Origin of the sequence: Magnetospira sp. QH-2, from assembly GCF_000968135.1 — a bacterium.
Lineage (GTDB): Bacteria > Pseudomonadota > Alphaproteobacteria > Rhodospirillales > Magnetospiraceae > Magnetospira.
The window spans coordinates 2,158,132-2,173,968 of record NZ_FO538765.1; the positions used below are offsets into that span (position 1 = coordinate 2,158,132).

Consider the following 15,837-nt stretch of genomic DNA (forward strand, 5'->3'; position numbering starts at 1 on the left):
AATGGATCGAATGGACCACATCGAAGTACGAATGACCCGGCGCCAAGTGCTGGCCATGGGCGGCACGGCGGGGCTGGCCGCCGCGCTCACCACCCTGCTGCCCGCTGAAGCCCTGGCCGGGCGCAAGGAAGCCAAGCAACTGTTGGAGCAACTCACCGGCGGCACGAAGCCCGAGTTGAGCCGCATCGCCATCGACCTGCCGCCCTACACCGAGTATGGCAAGCAGGTGCGCGTGGCGATCGCCGTGGATAGCCCCATGACCGCCGACGACCGGGTCAAGGCCATTCACATCATTGCCGAACGCAACACGGTGCCAGAGATCGCCACCTACCGTTTCGGTCCCATGTCCGGCATGGCCAAGATTTCAACGCGGATTCGCGTCGCGCGCACCCAGATCCTCACGGTTCTGGCGGAAATGGGCGATGGTTCATTTCATATCGGCAAGGCCCGCTGCAAAATCGCCCGCGGTGGCGGTGGATGCGGTTGATCAGGGAGGACAGGATATGAACGACAAAGCACCCGAAGTGAAGGTTCCGGCCCTCATCAAACCTGGCGAGGACTTCCTTATCCGCACCAAGGCCTGGCATCCCATGGAGACCGGCTGGCGCAAGGACCATGAAGGAAAGACCGTACCCCGCAACCGGATTCGCACCTTCACCTGCACTTTCAATGGTCAGGAAGTGGTAACGTCTGACTGGCATTCCGGGGTTTCGGAAAACCCTTACTTCACGTTCCATGCCCGGGTCCCCGGCGCGGGAACTTTCGAATTTGCCTGGGTCGCTGACGACGGTACCACCTATCGCCAGAGCGCCACCGTTGCGGTGGCAAGCGCCTGATACTGAATGAACGCCTATTAAAAAACGTCCTGAGGAGGGTTTCACGATGACACGGTTAACCGGTTTCCTGTTCCTTCTGAGTTTCGTCCTGGCCCCTTGGGTCGGAGACGCCTCGGCAGCCGAAGAAGCGGCCTTTAAGAAGTATACGAAAATCATCGATTACGATGCTTTCAAGGCCTATGCGGTGATTCCCGTCCGCGACGACGTGGTCATCGTCGATTCCCGCCCAACCCGCAAGAAATACGACATCGGCCATATTCCGGGAGCAATCAACATACCCAACACCTTCTTCGACAAGAAAGTGGATATGCTGCCCAAGGATAAGGCCAAAGCCTTGATCTTCTACTGCGGCGGCCTGAAATGCCCGCTCAGCCATAAGTCCGCCTACAAGGCCGAGGCTTTGGGCTACACCAACGCCATGGTGTTTGCCGAAGGCTTCCCGAAATGGAAGAAATCTGGCAACTACGCATCGGTCTCCGAGGCCTATGTGAAAAAACTGATCGACAAGCCCGACGGCTCGGTAATCATTGATGCCCGCCCGGCCCGCAAGAAATACAACAAGGGTCATGTGCCCACGGCGATCAACATTCCCAACACTTTCTTCGACAAGCAGAAAGATAAGCTGCCCGCCGACAAGGCGACCCGGTTGATCTTCTATTGCGGCGGCCCGAAATGCCCGCTGAGCCTGAAATCCGCCAACAAGGCCAAGGCCCTGGGCTACACCAATATCATGCTGTTCCAGGCCGGCTATCCCGCCTGGAAGAAGGCCTATGGGGCCGGTGATGCGGCGGCGGCGCCCGCCGAAAAGGCCATGCCGAAGCAGGCGGTGAAGCTGGAAGTGGGCCCCGATGGCGATACCATCACCATCAATTCATTCAAGGCCATCCTCGCCAACGCGCCCGATAGCATCCACCTGCTCGACGTGCGGGATCCGGGCGAATTCAAGGCCGCCCATATGCCAAACGTCGGCAACATCCCGGTGGAAGAACTGGAAGAACAGGTGGCCAGTTTGCCCGCGGACAAGCCCTTGGTTTTCGTTTGCGCCACCGGCGCCCGTAGCAGCGAAGCCTATGACATCGTCAAGATGGTGAAACCGGACATGGAGGTCTATTACCTGGACGCCGTGGTGGACTTCGCCAAGGACGGCGGCATCAAGATCTCGCCGCCGGAATAAGACCCAATCCGTTACCGACGGGGCGGCCCCGGTCGCCCCGTCGGGCTCAAATCCTACAGGGGATAGGTTCATGGCACGCGTCTATATCTTCAAGAAGTTCGAACGGTTCTGGCACTGGAGTCAGGCAGCCTTGATCATCACCATGATGGTTACCGGCTTCGAGATTCATGGAACCTTTGCCTTCCTTGGATTCGAAAAAGCGGGAGAAGTCCATACCACCGCTGCCTGGATTCTGATCGGGCTGTGGTTGTTCGCCATCTTCTGGCACTTCACCACCGGCGAATGGAAGCAGTATATTCCGACCACCGAGAACCTGTTTGCCATGATGAAGTACTATACGGGCGGCATATTTTACGACGGCCCCCACCCTTTCAAGCAAACCACCCTGCACAAGCACAACCCTTTGCAACGACTAGCTTATCTAGGGGTCAAGCTGATGATCAACCCGTTGATCTGGATCAGTGGCCTGCTCTATCTCTATTACAACGAATGGCCCGCCTGGATTGCTTGGACCGTGACCTTGGAATTCGTTGCCTTCGTCCATGTGGTGGCCGCCTTCATGATGACGATGTTCTTGGTGGTCCATATCTACTTTGCGACCACCGGCCATACGCCCATGGCCCATATCATCGCCATGATCACCGGCTACGAGGATATCGAAGACTAAAAGATATACTTGACCACAATCAATCCCGCAGGGGGGAGAAGGCGGTTAGGGTTTTCGACGTGTCTTATCAGTCGGGAACTCTAACCGTTCATGCCTAAACGCTTTTTCCACCGCCCCTTACCACCCTTGCCCTGGGTCTGTTGGCTGAAAATCGGCCTCGGCGGCGGCGTGGGAATTGCCCTGGTGGCCGGGATCGGCGAAATGAGCGGTATTCCCCTGCTGATTGCTCCCTTCGGAGCCACCGCGGTTTTGCTGTTCGGAGCGCCTTCCAGTCCCTTGGCCCAACCGCCCAATGTCATTCTCGGCCATGTCGCCGTCTCCATTCTGGCCATCGCCCTGCGCGCCATCCTGCCGCCGGATTGGTGGGCGATAGGTCTGGCCGTCGGCTTGGCCATGTTGTTGATGGCCATATTGCGGGTTACGCATCCTCCGGCGGGCGCCGATCCCATCGTCATATTCTACGCCGATCCTGGATTTGAGTTCGTTTTGGTGCCCATTCTCACTGGATCGCTGCTATTGGTGACCCTGGCCATGATGGTCCATAGAGTTCCGCCCCGCACCCGCTATCCCCTCGAACCCAAATAGGATTCATTGTCGAGGACAACACCGCTATACTCCGGCCATGCTTCGTTCCATAATCCATCGGCTGCTGCAATCGCTGATCGTCTTGTTGGCGGTTTCCTTTGCGGTTTACGGCTTGATGGGGTTGATGCCGGGCGATCCCATCGATCTGATGGTCTCCGCCGATCCTAATCTGACTCCTGCCGACGCGGCCCGTCTGAAAGCCTTGTACGGCCTGGACCAGCCCCTTTTGCAGCGCTACGGCCATTGGCTGAGCGCGGCGCTGAATGGGGATTTCGGCTATTCCCGATTGTTCGCCAAGCCGGTATTGGAAGTCCTTCCCGACGCCCTAAGCCATACCGCCCGGCTGATGGTCGCGGCCTTGGCGTTATCCCTGCTCATCGGCCTGCCCATGGGCATGTGGGCCGCCACCCGGCCTTATTCCAAGTTGGATTACGGAGTCAATCTGTTGGCCTTCGCCGGAATTTCCATTCCGCCCTTCTGGCTGGGCTTGCTGTTGATTCTGGTTTTTGCGGTATTCCTGGGTATCCTTCCGGCAGGCGGCATTGGTCACGAAGGCGGATGGAGCGGCCTGAGCTATCTTGTCCTGCCCGTGGCCAGCCTGACCATCGCCAGTATCGGCGGCCATACCCGTTATATGCGCGCCGCCATGATCGAGACCTTGCGGGCCGATCATGTTCGCACCGCCCGAGCCAAAGGGCTGTCGGAACAACGGGTGGTTCTCGGCCATGCCCTGCGCAATGCCTTGCTGCCGGTGGCGACCATTGTCGGCATGGATTTCGGTATGTTGTTTTCCGGTGCCTTGATCACCGAGACGATCTTCGCCTATCCGGGCATGGGACGACTGATCTATGACGCGGTGATGGGGAATGATTTTAATCTGGCCCTGGTGACCCTCCTCCTGGCCACCGCCATGACCCTGCTGGGCAATCTGCTGGCGGATCTGGCTTATATGGGCCTCGACCCCCGCATTCACTTCCGCGAGGCCAATCCATGATTCGCCGGAACTCCCCGGCTCGAGCCCGCTTTCTGCGCCATCGGCTGGCGGTTGCCGGCATGATCGGCCTGATCTTGATGGCGACCCTGGTACTCTTGGCACCCCTGGTCGAATGGTTGCTGGGTATCGATGCGGAATCCATTGATCTGTTCGCCCGTTTCGCGGCCCCTTCCATGGCTCATCCGTTGGGCACCGACGAACTGGGCCGGGACCTGCTGGCCCGCCTGCTGCGCGGTGGCCAGGTTTCCTTAATGGTCGGCCTGACCGCAGCCTTGGCGGCGGCGATCATCGGCACGACCCTGGGTCTGCTGGCCGGAGTCCGGGGTGGCTGGGCGGATGCCCTGCTGATGCGGCTCACCGACGGGGTGATCTCCCTGCCCCTGCTTCCCCTGCTGATCGTGCTGGCCGCCGTGGATCCGGCGAAGGTGGGTTTTGATTGGGCCACCAGCGAACAGGCCAGCCTCTATCGGATCATTCTGATCGTCGCCCTGGTGGGCTGGACCACCGTTGCCCGGCTGGTGCGCGGCGCCGCTTTATCTCTGCGCGAGCGGGAATTCGTATTGGCCGCCCGTGCCCAAGGGGCCGGACAACTCCGGATCGTGCTGCGCCATATCCTGCCCAACTTGCTATCACCTGTGATTGTCGCCACCACATTGTCCGTGGGCAACGTGATCTTGTTGGAATCCGTGCTTAGCTTTTTGGGATTGGGTATTCAGCCGCCGGTGCCCAGTTGGGGCAATATGCTGACCAACGCCCAGGAACTGGTGTGGGAGAGCCCGGCCCTGGCCCTGTGGCCCGGTGCCCTGATTTTCGTCACGGTCATCGCCTTCAACTTTCTCGGCGACGGCCTGCAGGACGCCCTGGATCCCAGAGCGACGGAACGGGGTCACTAAAGCTTTTCGCGTTTCATATGCCCCCTTCTGACCGAATCATTTTGTCTCAGGGGCAGGCGTGGCGTGCAGAGCGTAGCGGGCTACGGTCAAGGGTCGCGCCTGTCCAACGGGTCCCAATGGACCCGACTGGCGCTAGGCGATCGGCTCCAATGCGAACTGGACAGTCCCCTCATCGGTCTCGGTAATCGAGTAGCTCCCGGTATGATCCCGGCTCGGCGTATCAACGCGAACACTGTCGGTTGTTCCATTGATGGACAAAATGACATCGTCACCCAGGGTATCCACGGACAGGCTATCGGCGGATATACCGACAAATTCAAGTAGATCGCCAATATTGAAATCTTGAATCCGGTCGGCGCCATCGCCCAGTCCAAAGCGGAACACGTCATCTCCGGTCCCGCCAAACAAAATGTCATCGCCGGCACCGCCCATAAGCAGATCAGCCCCTTCATCGCCACGGAGAAGATCGTCGCCACCGCCGCCGGTCAATACATCGTCGCCCTCGCGACCATAGAGGTTTGAATCATCAGCCCATCCGGAAGCATCAAAGTGATCCGCAAAATCACCGCCAACCGCATATTCGACTTCCGAAACCGCGAGATCCAGCTCCAATCCGCTGTTCCCTCGGGCATAGACCCAGTCAATGCCATCGCCGCCGTTCACCAAGGTGTCGTCTGCATCCACATAGAGCTTGTCATCGCCCGCACCGCCGATCAGCACATCGGCGCCATCGTCGCCCCGGACAAGGTCATCACCGTCGCCACCACTCAATGTGTCGTCGCCGCCCTTGCCATAGAGCACCACGCGTTCGGTCGCGGTGGAAGCATCCAGCACATCGGCCCCGGCATCGCCGGTGGCGGTCTCGATACTGGCGGCCCCAAGATCAATGCTCACGCCCCCGGTATCGTTGACGAAAAGCATATCAGAGCCGGTTCCGCCATCCACCAGGAGATCATCGCCATCCACATAGAGCCTGTCGTTTCCAGCGCCGCCGATCAGGGTATCGGCACCCGCGTCGCCCTTGATGATGTCCCGTCCGCCACCGCCAATCAGAACATCGTCGCCGCCCTTGCCATAAAGGAAGGCTTGTGAATCGAGGCCGGAGGCATCGAAGGTGTCATTACCACCATCACCCGCGGCCTTTTCGATATTGGTGGCGGCCAAATCAAGGGTCAGACCATCGCCACCCTTGGCAAAGGCCCAGTCCACCCCCGCGCCGCCATCCACGAACACATCGTCGCCATCCAGGTAGAGCCGGTCATTGCCTGCCCCGCCGATCAGGGAATCCGCACCGGCGTCACCTCGAATATAGTCGCTACCGGAACCGCCAATCAAAACGTCGTCACCACCGTTGCCGTACAGAACGGTTTTTGAAGTCAGTCCACTGCCATCGAAGATATCCGCCCCATCATCACCCTTGGCTCTTTCGATGCTCGAGGCCGCCATGTCGAGGGTAACCCCGGCTCCCACGGCAATAGCCCAATCGGTACCGGCACCGCCATCCACCAAAAGATCGTCCGCGTCGATATACAGCCGGTCGAAACCGTCACCCCCGAGCAGCGTATCGGCACCCGCGTCGCCTTTGAGCACGTCATTGCCGTCCCCGCCGGTTATCGTATCGTCGCCAGCCTTGCCGTACAATTTGTCAACGCCGCTACCGCCGATCAACTGATCACCGCCATCTTTACCGATCAATAGATCATTGCCGGCCAAGCCCTCAATGACATATCCATCAGGATCATCTCCGGCCACCAATCGGTCATTTCCCGCCGTCCCGGTAATGGTCGGTTGAGGATCCTCCGGCGGCGGCGGGGGCGTCAGCACTTCGGTGGCGGAAAAGATTTGCAGATCCTCGCCTTCACCGAAATGGAACCACTCAACACCAGTGACCTGATCCGTTCCGTCGAGACCAACAACCGTGTACAGGCCATCGGTTTCGCTGATGGCATAGTCCCAAATGGTACCGGAGAACACGGCCGCGTCGTCGCTGCCTTGGCCGCCGTCGATCCAATCGTCGCCCGCGCCCCCCACAAGAACGTCGTTGCCACGCATACCGACCAGATCGTTGGCTGAATCATTGCCTAAGAATATATCGTTGCCGTCACCGCCAAACACATTCTCAAATACAGAGCCGCCGTCGATCTGGAAGCTTTGACCCAGCAGGGAATTCACGCTCCCCGCCGCCATATCGATGGTCAAATCGCTGGTGATCGTGGCGAAATTCAGCGTGTCGGTGCCAAGCGTATCGGTCAACAGGCTGCGCGCGCCATCAGCCCCAAAGCCTGCCCACTCGTCGGTGAAGAAATAGGTATCGTCGTTGTCAATCACATCGCCGTGCAGGATGATTTCCCAAGATTGCAGGATACCGTCGTCACCGGCCGCCAAATCATTGACCGACAAGGTCCAATCACCGATGCCGTCCTCGCCCCAGTACTGAACCGAGCCGAAGGTGAACAAAACATCGTCTTGGCTTGCGCTGCCATAACCAGGTTGGTCAACCAGCAGACTTGTGGTCCCATCCGGCGAGGTCAGGGAAACGGAAAGATCACCAATCCAGGTATGATCGATATCCAGGCGAACCTGCACATGATCGAGTTCCAATCCCTGAGCAAAGGTAATGGTATCGGTGACGCCGCTGCCAAGTGTAAATGCCGCGCCGGGCGCCGAACTCATGCTCAGGGTCTGCATATTGGAGACGGTGGACTGCGCGGTCCAAGTTTCCGCAAGGCGCACGGCCGCATGGGCATCCACCATGCCAAAACCGGCACCATCATTCACGGTCAATCCGCCGCCATTCCAGTTGTCGGCGCCGTTGGTCTGATAGGTCGTGGTCCCGCTTTCCCAGGAAGAATAAGCAAGGATTTCCTGAACGTCGCGATACCCCAAATCCGGATTGGCTTCGAGCATCAAAGCAACCACACCGGAAACGGCGGGAGCCGCGAAAGAAGTCCCACTGACAATGGAAAACAAGTTGGGGTCATCGTTGACCAACGCGACGTCCTGGCCAGGCGCCGAGACCAAAACCGATGCGCCGGGCGTGCTGAAATAAGTGACATCGCCATGGGAATCCAGAGCGCCCACGGTGATCGCATAAGGCGAATTCAGATAGCTATGATAGTTGGTATTCTGACCCTCGTCCCCGGCATTGCCGGCGGCGAACACGGTGACCGTACCCAAGCCGTCTCGGCCCAGGGTCGCCGCATCTTCGACGGCCTGGCCATGAGCGTTAAAATAGCTGGATTCGAAATTGTCCCAGAAATAGCCGTTGTAGCCCCAGGAATTGTTGGCGACGTCGACGTTGACCATCTGCTCCAGAACGGTCTGCTCCTGCGCCAAACTGCCATCGGAGCCATAGCCCATGCGGAAACCCGTGATCTGTGCATCGGGAGCCACCCCGACCATGCCAGAACCATCATCATCGGCGGCCACCATACTGGCGACCCAGGTCCCATGGCCATCGTCGGCCTCGGCAATGGCGTCCAAATCCCCACCGCGGGCATCCAAGTCCAAATCCGTACGATAATTGGCTGACAGGTCCGGATGGGTATAAAGAACCCCGTCATCGACGATGCCGACAACGATGCCCTCGCCACTATAGTCTTCCCAGACAGGCGTCACGTTCATATCAACGGAGGCCGAAAAACTTTCAAAACCGGAGATCGTGTTCAGTGCCCCATTAGCCTGGTCCAAATGCCACTGGTAGCCATATCCCGGATCGGTCGGCGGGAGCGCCATTGCCTGAGCCTGAGGCGTAACATCGCCTCCGCCCAAATCCACTTTCCCGTCTGGCTCAACGGAACGCGACGTTTCTACCGAGGGGCGTGCCATCGGAGCCAAAGCGGCATGCGAAGAGTAGTGCGGAGAGTCACTGGATCCAGGGGTGTCCTTCGAACTTTGCGATTCGGACTCGAATTTGCGGAGCACATCCCAAGGCCCCCATTCGCTGTCCAAACTGCGAAACCACATGGAATCAGAAGAAGAAAGGGTGCCGACCAGGCGCACGAGATCTTTAGCCATAATTGCCTCTTCGCATTGTCTTCGTCCTCGCTCCCCAGCACCTATACAGTATCATAGGTAACCGGAAACTTCGAATGGTTCGCCACCCCTATCACAAATTGTTCGGATAGGCGATATTCTCCATTTAGGATTCATAGGGAGCCTGCAGAAGCTCTTTTTTCATGGTCGGGCACCATTTCACAAAAAAAATCGGCGACCGTCCCATAAAGACAGCCGCCGATCCGGTGTGGATATCAGTCCTTATTACATATACTGGCCACCATTGACCGAGACGATCTGCCCGGTGATGAAATGGGCTTCCTCGCTGGCCAGATAGAGCACGGCACTGGCGATGTCTTCCGGATTGCCCAGATGCCCCACCGGGATCTTCTTTGCTTCGCTTTCGAGGATTTCCGCGGGCATGGCCTTGGTCATGTCGGTGAGGATGAAACCCGGGGTGACGCAATTGACGGTCACACCCTTGCGGGCCATTTCCTGGGCCACCGACTTGGTGAAGCCGAACATCCCGGACTTGGCGGCGGCATAATTAGCCTGCCCCATCTGGCCGCGCTCGCCGTTCATGGACGAGATATTGATGATCCGGCCCCAGCCGCGCTCGCGGAGCCCGGCGGCCAGACAGCGGACAGTATTGAACACCGATCCCAAGTTAACGTTGATGACCGCCTGCCAATTGGCCGGATCCATCTTGTGCAGCATGGAATCACGGGTGATCCCGGCGTTATTGACCAGAATATCGATGGGACCGTGAGCGGCTTCGACTTCGGCCATGCAACGGGCCACATCATCATAGTCCGACACATCCATCTTAAAGGTGGGAATGCCGGTACGCTCCGTGAAAGCGGCGTTCTTATCTTCGGCGATATCAACGCCGATCACGGTATAGCCTTTGGCCTTGAATGCTTCAGCGATTGATGCGCCGATCCCCGCGGCGGCTCCGGTAACCAATACGTTTCGTGACATGTGGTTCTCCATCTGTATTTTGTTGTCTTTGAGTATTTCCGTGCCCTTACAGGCGTTCGATGATCATGGCGATGCCTTGGCCGCCGCCGATGCACATGGTGGCGAGCCCATAGCGACCGCCGGTGCGCTGCAATTCATAGATCAGCTTGACGGTAATGATGGCGCCGGTGGCACCGATGGGGTGACCCAAGGCAACAGCGCCGCCGTTTGGATTGGTTTTGGCCGCATCGAAGCCCAGCTTGTTGCCCACGGCACAGGCCTGGGCGGCAAAGGCCTCGTTGGATTCGACCACGTCCATGTCGTCAAGCTTCATGCCGGTCTTGGCCAGGGCTTGCTGAACCGCAGTCACCGGACCAATGCCCATTTCATCGGGCTGCACACCCGAAAAGCCATATCCCACCAGTCGGGCGATCGGTGTTGCGCCGGCCTTGGATGCCGCTTCCTCGCTGGCCACCACCACGGCGGCGGCACCATCGTTGAGGCTCGAGGCATTCCCCGCCGTGACGCTGCCTTCGCGATCAAAAGCGGCGCGCAAGCCAGACAGGGATTCGGCGGTCACATCGCCTCGCGGATGTTCGTCCTTATTGACGATCACCACCTTCTTGCGTTGCTTGACCTCCACATCGACGATTTGGCTATCGAAATGGCCGGCGGCCTGGGCGGCGATGGCCCGGCGATGGCTTTCGGCGGCGAAAGCGTCTTGCTCTTCGCGGCTGACCCCATAGCGGTTGGCGACGTTTTCCGCCGTGATGCCCATATGTCCCGCACCGAACGGATCCGAAAGGGCACCGACCATCATGTCGATCATTTTGCTATCGCCCATTTTGGCGCCCCAGCGATTGGTCTGCAGGGTATAACCCGAGCGGGACATGTTCTCGGCGCCACCGGCCACGGCCATGGTGGCATCCCCCAACATGATCATCTGCGAGGCTGATACGATGGCCTGCATGCCGCTGCCACACAGGCGATTGAGCGTGAGCGCCGGACAGCTTTGCGGCAGACCGCCGTCAATGCAGGCCACGCGGGAGATATACATGTCACGGGGTTCGCTATGGATGACGTTGCCGATCACGCAATGATCGACCAGATCCGCCGACACTCCGGCCCGTTTCACCGACTCGGCAACCACCGTCGAGGCCAGTTTGGTCGCTTCCACATCACGCAATCCACCGCCGAAATCGCCGATGGCCGTTCGCACGCCACTCAAAAAAACTACTGATTGTGTCATAGCCTCTCTCTCCCGATTGATCCTGGGCCGCAGCCCCTTGCCGACAAGCGTCGGCACCGCGCCAACGGTCGTTATTGCAAATGATGGAAATCCCCAAGAATTGCCAGCCGCCGCGATCGCACCGGCTTGCGGTCGATCAAGTGAAAACGCCGCCCCAATGGCGATCATTCAGTCAAAAATATACGAGGTGATGCCCACCGAGTCGTCCAGTCAACAGCCCCCTGGATGTTTCCGAGGAAGATTTTAGGTCAAGTAAACCGCCCACGCAACGGCAGAAGGAGGCAAATACAGGCTGTCATAAGGCCATTCTCGCAGCACATAACAGGCAATTCTCTCCCCGCTGCAATATTCATATATTAGAATATTTTAAAGTAGCAGCAATTTAAGGCTTGTAGATGTCATTTTTATAGATGTGCGTTTGACTGGAATTTATCCTATACTTTCACAGCTGGAGAAAAATATTTGTTTCGGTTCGAGGGGGAATGCACCAATGCCGATCGCCAAAAGGCTGCTTGACGACTTGGAGGCCCACCGCAAGGCATCCAGTCGAGGCGGGGGCCCGGACAAGATCGCCAAGCGACATGACAAGGGGCTGATGACGGCCCGGGAGCGCCTGGACCGCTTGTTTTCCGAAAACACCTTTCAGGAAGTGGGCCTGCATGCTCGCCATCAAGCGGTCAATTTCGGTCTTGCCGACAAGGAGATTCCCGCCGACGGCGTGGTGGTCGGCACCGGCTATGTGGACGGACGCCAAGTCGCCGGGGTGAGCCAGGATTTCACCGCCATGGCGGGCACCCTGGGCATGGCTCATGCCATGAAAATCGTCGAGATCATGAAGTTCGCCCGCAAAAACGGCATCCCCATCGTGGCCTTCAAGGACTCCGGCGGCGCGCGAATCCAGGAAGGCGTCGATTCCCTGTCCGGCTATGGTCATGTATTCTATCAAAATGTGCTGTTGTCCGGCGTGGTGCCGCAGATCGCCGTGATCGCCGGTCCCTGCGCGGGCGGCGCTTCGTATTCCCCGGCATTGATGGACTTCATCATCATGACCCGGGAAAACGCTCATATGTTCATCACCGGGCCGCAGGTCATCAAGGCCGTCACGGGGCGCGAAGTCTCCATGGCCGACGTGGGCGCCGCCGCCGTCCATGCCACGGTCAGCGGCAATGTACATTTCGTGGCCGAAAGCGACGCCCATGCGGTGGATATCACCAAACGTCTGTTGAGCTATCTGCCATCCAATAATACCGAGGATCCGCCCCATCAACCCTACTGCGATCTAGAGCTGGGCGAAGATCTTCTGATCAACGAGTTGATTCCCGAGTCTTCCTCTGAACCAACGGATATTTACGCCATCATCGACCGGCTGGTGGATCAGGACAGCTTCTTGGAGGTCCATGCCGGATGGGCGCGCAATCTGGTGGTCGGCTTTGCCCGGATCAGCGGCATCGTCACCGGTATCGTCGCCAACAATCCCATGGAAAAGGCCGGCGCATTGGACATCGATGCTTCGGACAAGGGCGGACGGTTCATCCGTACCTGCAATATCTTCAATATTCCGCTGGTTACATTGGTCGATGTGCCCGGCTTCCTGCCCGGCATCGAACAGGAACGCGGCGGCATCATCCGTCATGGGGCCAAGTTGCTGTTCGCCTATGCCTCAGGGACCATGCCCAAGATCACCATCATCCTACGCAAGGCCTATGGGGGCTCCTATCTGGCCATGTGCTCGCAAGAGATGGGCGCCGATTTCGTTTACGCTTGGCCGACGGCGGAGATTGCCGTTATGGGCGCCGAGGGCGCGGTCAATCTGTTGTATCGCAACGAACTGAAAGAGGCCGAGAACCCCAGGGCCATGAAAGCCGAACTGGCCTCGGAATACCGGGAGAAATTTGCCTCGCCTTATCTGTCGGCGGCCCGTGGATACATCACCGATGTCATCAATCCGGCGGAGACCCGAGGTGTATTGGCCCTGTCGCTGCGGAAACTGATCAACAAGCGGGAACTGCGACCGCCAAAGAAACACGGCAACATGCCGGTTTAAGGGGAATTGCGTTGGGAGATCTGATTTTTCAGTCCCTGTGGATGTACGGCCTAGCCATCGTCATCTCGATGATCGTGGCGGTGTTGGTCAAGGGCATCGTGGTTTTGCTGTCATCCACCAGCCGGGCTCCGGTTGTTGTATCGGCACCCAAGCCGAAACCGGTGGTCGCCGCCGGCATTCCAGCGGAGCATGTGGCCGCCATTGCCGCCACGGTTTATTCAATGATGGGCAGTCACCGGATCGTCCATATCGGTGATAGTCCCCTCGGCGCCACTTGGTCCGCCGAAGGCAAGATCATGCATCAGACATCGCACAATCTGAACCGGCCCCATCGCAACCACAACACGCCACGTTAAAAGGGAAAGGCCCCGCCATGCTCAAACACTTTCGAATTTCCGTGGACGGTCATCCCTATGACGTCACCGTCGAAGAGGTCAACGACGCCGGTAATCTCTACCCCTCCCCTTCCCTGACTTCCGCAGCGGTAACGGCTCCGCCGCCCGCACCCGAAGCCCCGTCGGCGCCATCGTCTCCTGCGCCGGCGGCGGACGCGGGTCCGGATGACAAGCTCAGCCCGTTGGCCGGCATGATCACGGGGTTGCATGTCAAAGCTGGGGATGCGGTGTCGGAGGGCGACAAGATTTGCACCATTGAGGCCATGAAAATGAATACCGCCGTGACCGCTCACAAGAGCGGTACCATCGCGGCAATTCTGGTCGCCGAAGGTGACGCGGTTGACGCGGGCCAGCCCATCATGACCATTACTTAAGGCTGCCCCCCTCATGGATATTGACCTTCTTTCCGTTTTTCAGGGCCTGGACACACTGCTGTCTTCCGAGCCAACGATCCTGTTCGGGCGGCTGTTTCTCATCGCCTTGGGTCTGACCCTGGTCTATCTGGGACGCAAGGGGGTGTTGGAAGCCCTGCTGATGATTCCCATGGGGCTGGGCATGGCGGTGGTCAATGCTTCGGTCCTTTTCCTGGCCGACGGATCTCAGGGCACCTTGTTTTTGGACCCCTTGGTCGATGATCCCCAGAAATTGATGACGATCTTGCAGATCAACTGGTTGCAGCCGGTCTATACCTTCACCTTTGCCAATGGCCTGATCGCCTGTCTGGTGTTCATGGGCATTGGCGTGCTGTTGGACGTGGGGTTTGTCATGGCCCGGCCCTTCACCTCCATGTTCCTGGCCCTTTGCGCCGAGCTTGGCACGGTGGTGGTCTTGCCGTTGGCGGTCTGGTGGGGACTATCCTTGCCTGACGCCGCGGCCACGGCGACCATCGGCGGTGCTGACGGGCCCATGATCCTGTTTACCGCCCTGATCCTGTCCGAAGATCTTTTCGTCCCCATCACCGTGGTGGCCTATCTGTATCTGGGTCTGACCTATGGGGGCTATCCGCTGCTCATCAAATTGATGGTGCCGCGCCATATTCGCGGGCTGAAAATGCCAGAGGAAAAAGTGCGCGAGATCAAATCTTCGGAAAAGCTGGTCTTTGCCGTGGTCACCTGCGTCCTTCTTTGCTTCTTGTTCCCGGTTGCCGCTCCGCTGTTTTTCTCGCTATTCATTGGCGTGGTGATCCGCGAAAGCGGCCTGACTCATTTTGCCGAGACTTTTGCCGGTCCGATCCTTTATGGCTCGACGTTCTTCCTGGGGCTGTTATTGGGAGTCCTATGCGAGGCCAGTACCATCCTCAATCCGCAAGTGCTGATCCTGCTGGTCCTGGGAATCATCGCGCTGACCGTATCGGGCATTGGCGGCATTCTGGGCGGCTATGTCCTTTACTTCGCCACCGGCAAGAAATTCAATCCGGTGATCGGGATCGCCGGGGTGAGCTGTGTGCCGACCACCGCCAAGGTGGCGCAAAAGACCGTCGCAGCCGTCACCCCCGACGCGGTGGTTCTGCCCCATGCCCTGGGCGCCAGCATTTCCGGCGTCATCACCTCGGCTATTTTCGCCGGGATCCTGATCTCAGTGGTTCGGTAGCCGTGGATGTAAAGCAGTTTTGGCGCAGCTGACTGATTTCGAACCTGTGACCTCTGCCTTCTACCAGGCTGCTGAAAAAGTGTTGTCCGACGGCCCGCCTCGCCCTTCGACAAGCTCAGGGTGAGGCTAACACGTTGAAAATACAAAAGCCCTCATGCTGAGCTTGTCGAAGCATGTGTCGCCACACGCTCAAAATCAGACTTTTTAAGCAGCCTGCTGAAGCCATTCGCGTTTCATAGGACCCATTGTGATGGTCTCCGGTGAGTCGAGCCACCAGGCCGATGGCGGACCTTGCCGCCGACCGTCAGCGTCCAGCGGGCCACCCTGTCCTTTCGCGCCGCATTTTTCCGTTCATCTGGCCTGATCTCAGCCCCACTCTTGCCGATCTTGACGATTTCCCCGGGTCCGTTTTGCAAGGAATTTGGGGACGATAGGACTGTCGAAGCCAATCCTG

14 protein-coding genes are annotated in these 15,837 nt (G+C 58.5%); 11 read left to right on the top strand and 3 right to left on the bottom strand.

Features of this window, described 5'->3' with window-relative positions:
• The first annotated feature begins 1 nt into the window (after position 1).
• The 7 genes from MGMAQ_RS10215 to MGMAQ_RS10245 all read left to right on the top strand — a co-directional run bounded on the left by MGMAQ_RS10215 (position 2) and on the right by MGMAQ_RS10245 (position 5,149).
• Positions 2-487 (top strand): thiosulfate oxidation carrier protein SoxY, encoded by a 486-nt coding sequence (locus MGMAQ_RS10215; RefSeq protein WP_052716301.1) that lies wholly within the window; start codon positions 2-4, stop codon positions 485-487.
• Between the two features lie 16 nt (positions 488-503).
• Positions 504-836: a thiosulfate oxidation carrier complex protein SoxZ gene (gene soxZ / locus MGMAQ_RS10220; RefSeq protein ID WP_046021468.1), complete on the top strand. Its 333-nt coding sequence runs from the start codon at positions 504-506 to the stop codon at positions 834-836.
• Between the two features lie 46 nt (positions 837-882).
• The gene (locus MGMAQ_RS10225; protein WP_046021469.1) at positions 883-2,010 is read left to right on the top strand and encodes a rhodanese-like domain-containing protein; all 1,128 of its coding nucleotides are present in this window, start codon (positions 883-885) and stop codon (positions 2,008-2,010) included.
• Positions 2,011-2,080: 70 nt separating this feature from the next.
• Positions 2,081-2,677: a cytochrome b/b6 domain-containing protein gene (locus tag MGMAQ_RS10230; protein ID WP_046021470.1), complete on the top strand. Its 597-nt coding sequence runs from the start codon at positions 2,081-2,083 to the stop codon at positions 2,675-2,677.
• A 90-nt stretch (positions 2,678-2,767) separates the two neighbouring features.
• Positions 2,768-3,262: an HPP family protein gene (locus tag MGMAQ_RS10235; RefSeq protein WP_082085369.1), complete on the top strand. Its 495-nt coding sequence runs from the start codon at positions 2,768-2,770 to the stop codon at positions 3,260-3,262.
• A 37-nt stretch (positions 3,263-3,299) separates the two neighbouring features.
• Positions 3,300-4,256 carry an ABC transporter permease gene (locus MGMAQ_RS10240; RefSeq protein ID WP_046021471.1) on the top strand — a complete coding sequence of 319 codons (957 nt, stop codon included), beginning with the start codon at positions 3,300-3,302 and terminating at the stop codon, positions 4,254-4,256.
• Positions 4,253-5,149: an ABC transporter permease gene (locus MGMAQ_RS10245; RefSeq protein ID WP_046021472.1), complete on the top strand. Its 897-nt coding sequence runs from the start codon at positions 4,253-4,255 to the stop codon at positions 5,147-5,149. Before MGMAQ_RS10240 ends, MGMAQ_RS10245 begins: the two co-directional genes overlap by 4 nt.
• A gap of 132 nt (positions 5,150-5,281) precedes the next feature.
• On the opposite strand, the gene MGMAQ_RS10250 is transcribed toward MGMAQ_RS10245, so the two are convergent.
• The 3 genes from MGMAQ_RS10250 to bktB form a co-directional block, all read right to left on the bottom strand.
• Positions 5,282-8,773 carry a S8 family serine peptidase gene (locus tag MGMAQ_RS10250; protein ID WP_158498830.1) on the bottom strand — a complete coding sequence of 1,164 codons (3,492 nt, stop codon included), beginning with the start codon at positions 8,771-8,773 and terminating at the stop codon, positions 5,282-5,284.
• A gap of 636 nt (positions 8,774-9,409) precedes the next feature.
• The gene (gene phbB, locus MGMAQ_RS10255) at positions 9,410-10,126 is read right to left on the bottom strand and encodes an acetoacetyl-CoA reductase (RefSeq protein WP_046021473.1); all 717 of its coding nucleotides are present in this window, start codon (positions 10,124-10,126) and stop codon (positions 9,410-9,412) included.
• A gap of 46 nt (positions 10,127-10,172) precedes the next feature.
• Positions 10,173-11,354, bottom strand: coding sequence for a beta-ketothiolase BktB (gene bktB, locus MGMAQ_RS10260; RefSeq protein WP_046021474.1), 1,182 nt, complete (start codon positions 11,352-11,354; stop codon positions 10,173-10,175).
• 490 nt (positions 11,355-11,844) lie between these two features.
• On the opposite strand from bktB, the gene MGMAQ_RS10265 reads away from it, so the two are divergent.
• From MGMAQ_RS10265 to MGMAQ_RS10280, 4 genes are read left to right on the top strand one after another with little or no spacing between them, the layout of a single operon-like run.
• Positions 11,845-13,398, top strand: a complete 1,554-nt coding sequence (locus tag MGMAQ_RS10265; protein WP_046021475.1) for an acyl-CoA carboxylase subunit beta — start codon at positions 11,845-11,847, stop codon at positions 13,396-13,398.
• Between the two features lie 11 nt (positions 13,399-13,409).
• A complete protein-coding gene (locus MGMAQ_RS10270; protein WP_046021476.1) occupies positions 13,410-13,754 on the top strand; it encodes a hypothetical protein in 345 nt (114 codons plus the stop codon).
• 17 nt (positions 13,755-13,771) lie between these two features.
• Positions 13,772-14,167, top strand: a complete 396-nt coding sequence (locus MGMAQ_RS10275; protein ID WP_046021477.1) for a biotin/lipoyl-containing protein — start codon at positions 13,772-13,774, stop codon at positions 14,165-14,167.
• Positions 14,168-14,180: 13 nt separating this feature from the next.
• Positions 14,181-15,383 (top strand): sodium ion-translocating decarboxylase subunit beta, encoded by a 1,203-nt coding sequence (locus MGMAQ_RS10280; RefSeq protein ID WP_046021478.1) that lies wholly within the window; start codon positions 14,181-14,183, stop codon positions 15,381-15,383.
• Positions 15,384-15,837: the final 454 nt, after the last annotated feature.

Excerpts from the sequence above, each read along its gene's own strand:
- MGMAQ_RS10215 (WP_052716301.1), top strand. The coding sequence starts at position 2 with ATGGATCGAATGGACCACATCGAAGTACGAATGACCCGGCGCCAAGTG.
- soxZ (WP_046021468.1), top strand. The coding sequence starts at position 504 with ATGAACGACAAAGCACCCGAAGTGAAGGTTCCGGCCCTCATCAAACCT.
- MGMAQ_RS10225 (WP_046021469.1), top strand. The coding sequence starts at position 883 with ATGACACGGTTAACCGGTTTCCTGTTCCTTCTGAGTTTCGTCCTGGCC.
- MGMAQ_RS10230 (WP_046021470.1), top strand. The coding sequence starts at position 2,081 with ATGGCACGCGTCTATATCTTCAAGAAGTTCGAACGGTTCTGGCACTGG.
- MGMAQ_RS10235 (WP_082085369.1), top strand. The coding sequence starts at position 2,768 with ATGCCTAAACGCTTTTTCCACCGCCCCTTACCACCCTTGCCCTGGGTC.
- MGMAQ_RS10240 (WP_046021471.1), top strand. The coding sequence starts at position 3,300 with ATGCTTCGTTCCATAATCCATCGGCTGCTGCAATCGCTGATCGTCTTG.
- MGMAQ_RS10245 (WP_046021472.1), top strand. The coding sequence starts at position 4,253 with ATGATTCGCCGGAACTCCCCGGCTCGAGCCCGCTTTCTGCGCCATCGG.
- MGMAQ_RS10250 (WP_158498830.1), bottom strand. The coding sequence starts at position 8,773 with ATGAACGTGACGCCTGTCTGGGAAGACTATAGTGGCGAGGGCATCGTT.
- phbB (WP_046021473.1), bottom strand. The coding sequence starts at position 10,126 with ATGTCACGAAACGTATTGGTTACCGGAGCCGCCGCGGGGATCGGCGCA.
- bktB (WP_046021474.1), bottom strand. The coding sequence starts at position 11,354 with ATGACACAATCAGTAGTTTTTTTGAGTGGCGTGCGAACGGCCATCGGC.
- MGMAQ_RS10265 (WP_046021475.1), top strand. The coding sequence starts at position 11,845 with ATGCCGATCGCCAAAAGGCTGCTTGACGACTTGGAGGCCCACCGCAAG.
- MGMAQ_RS10275 (WP_046021477.1), top strand. The coding sequence starts at position 13,772 with ATGCTCAAACACTTTCGAATTTCCGTGGACGGTCATCCCTATGACGTC.
- MGMAQ_RS10280 (WP_046021478.1), top strand. The coding sequence starts at position 14,181 with ATGGATATTGACCTTCTTTCCGTTTTTCAGGGCCTGGACACACTGCTG.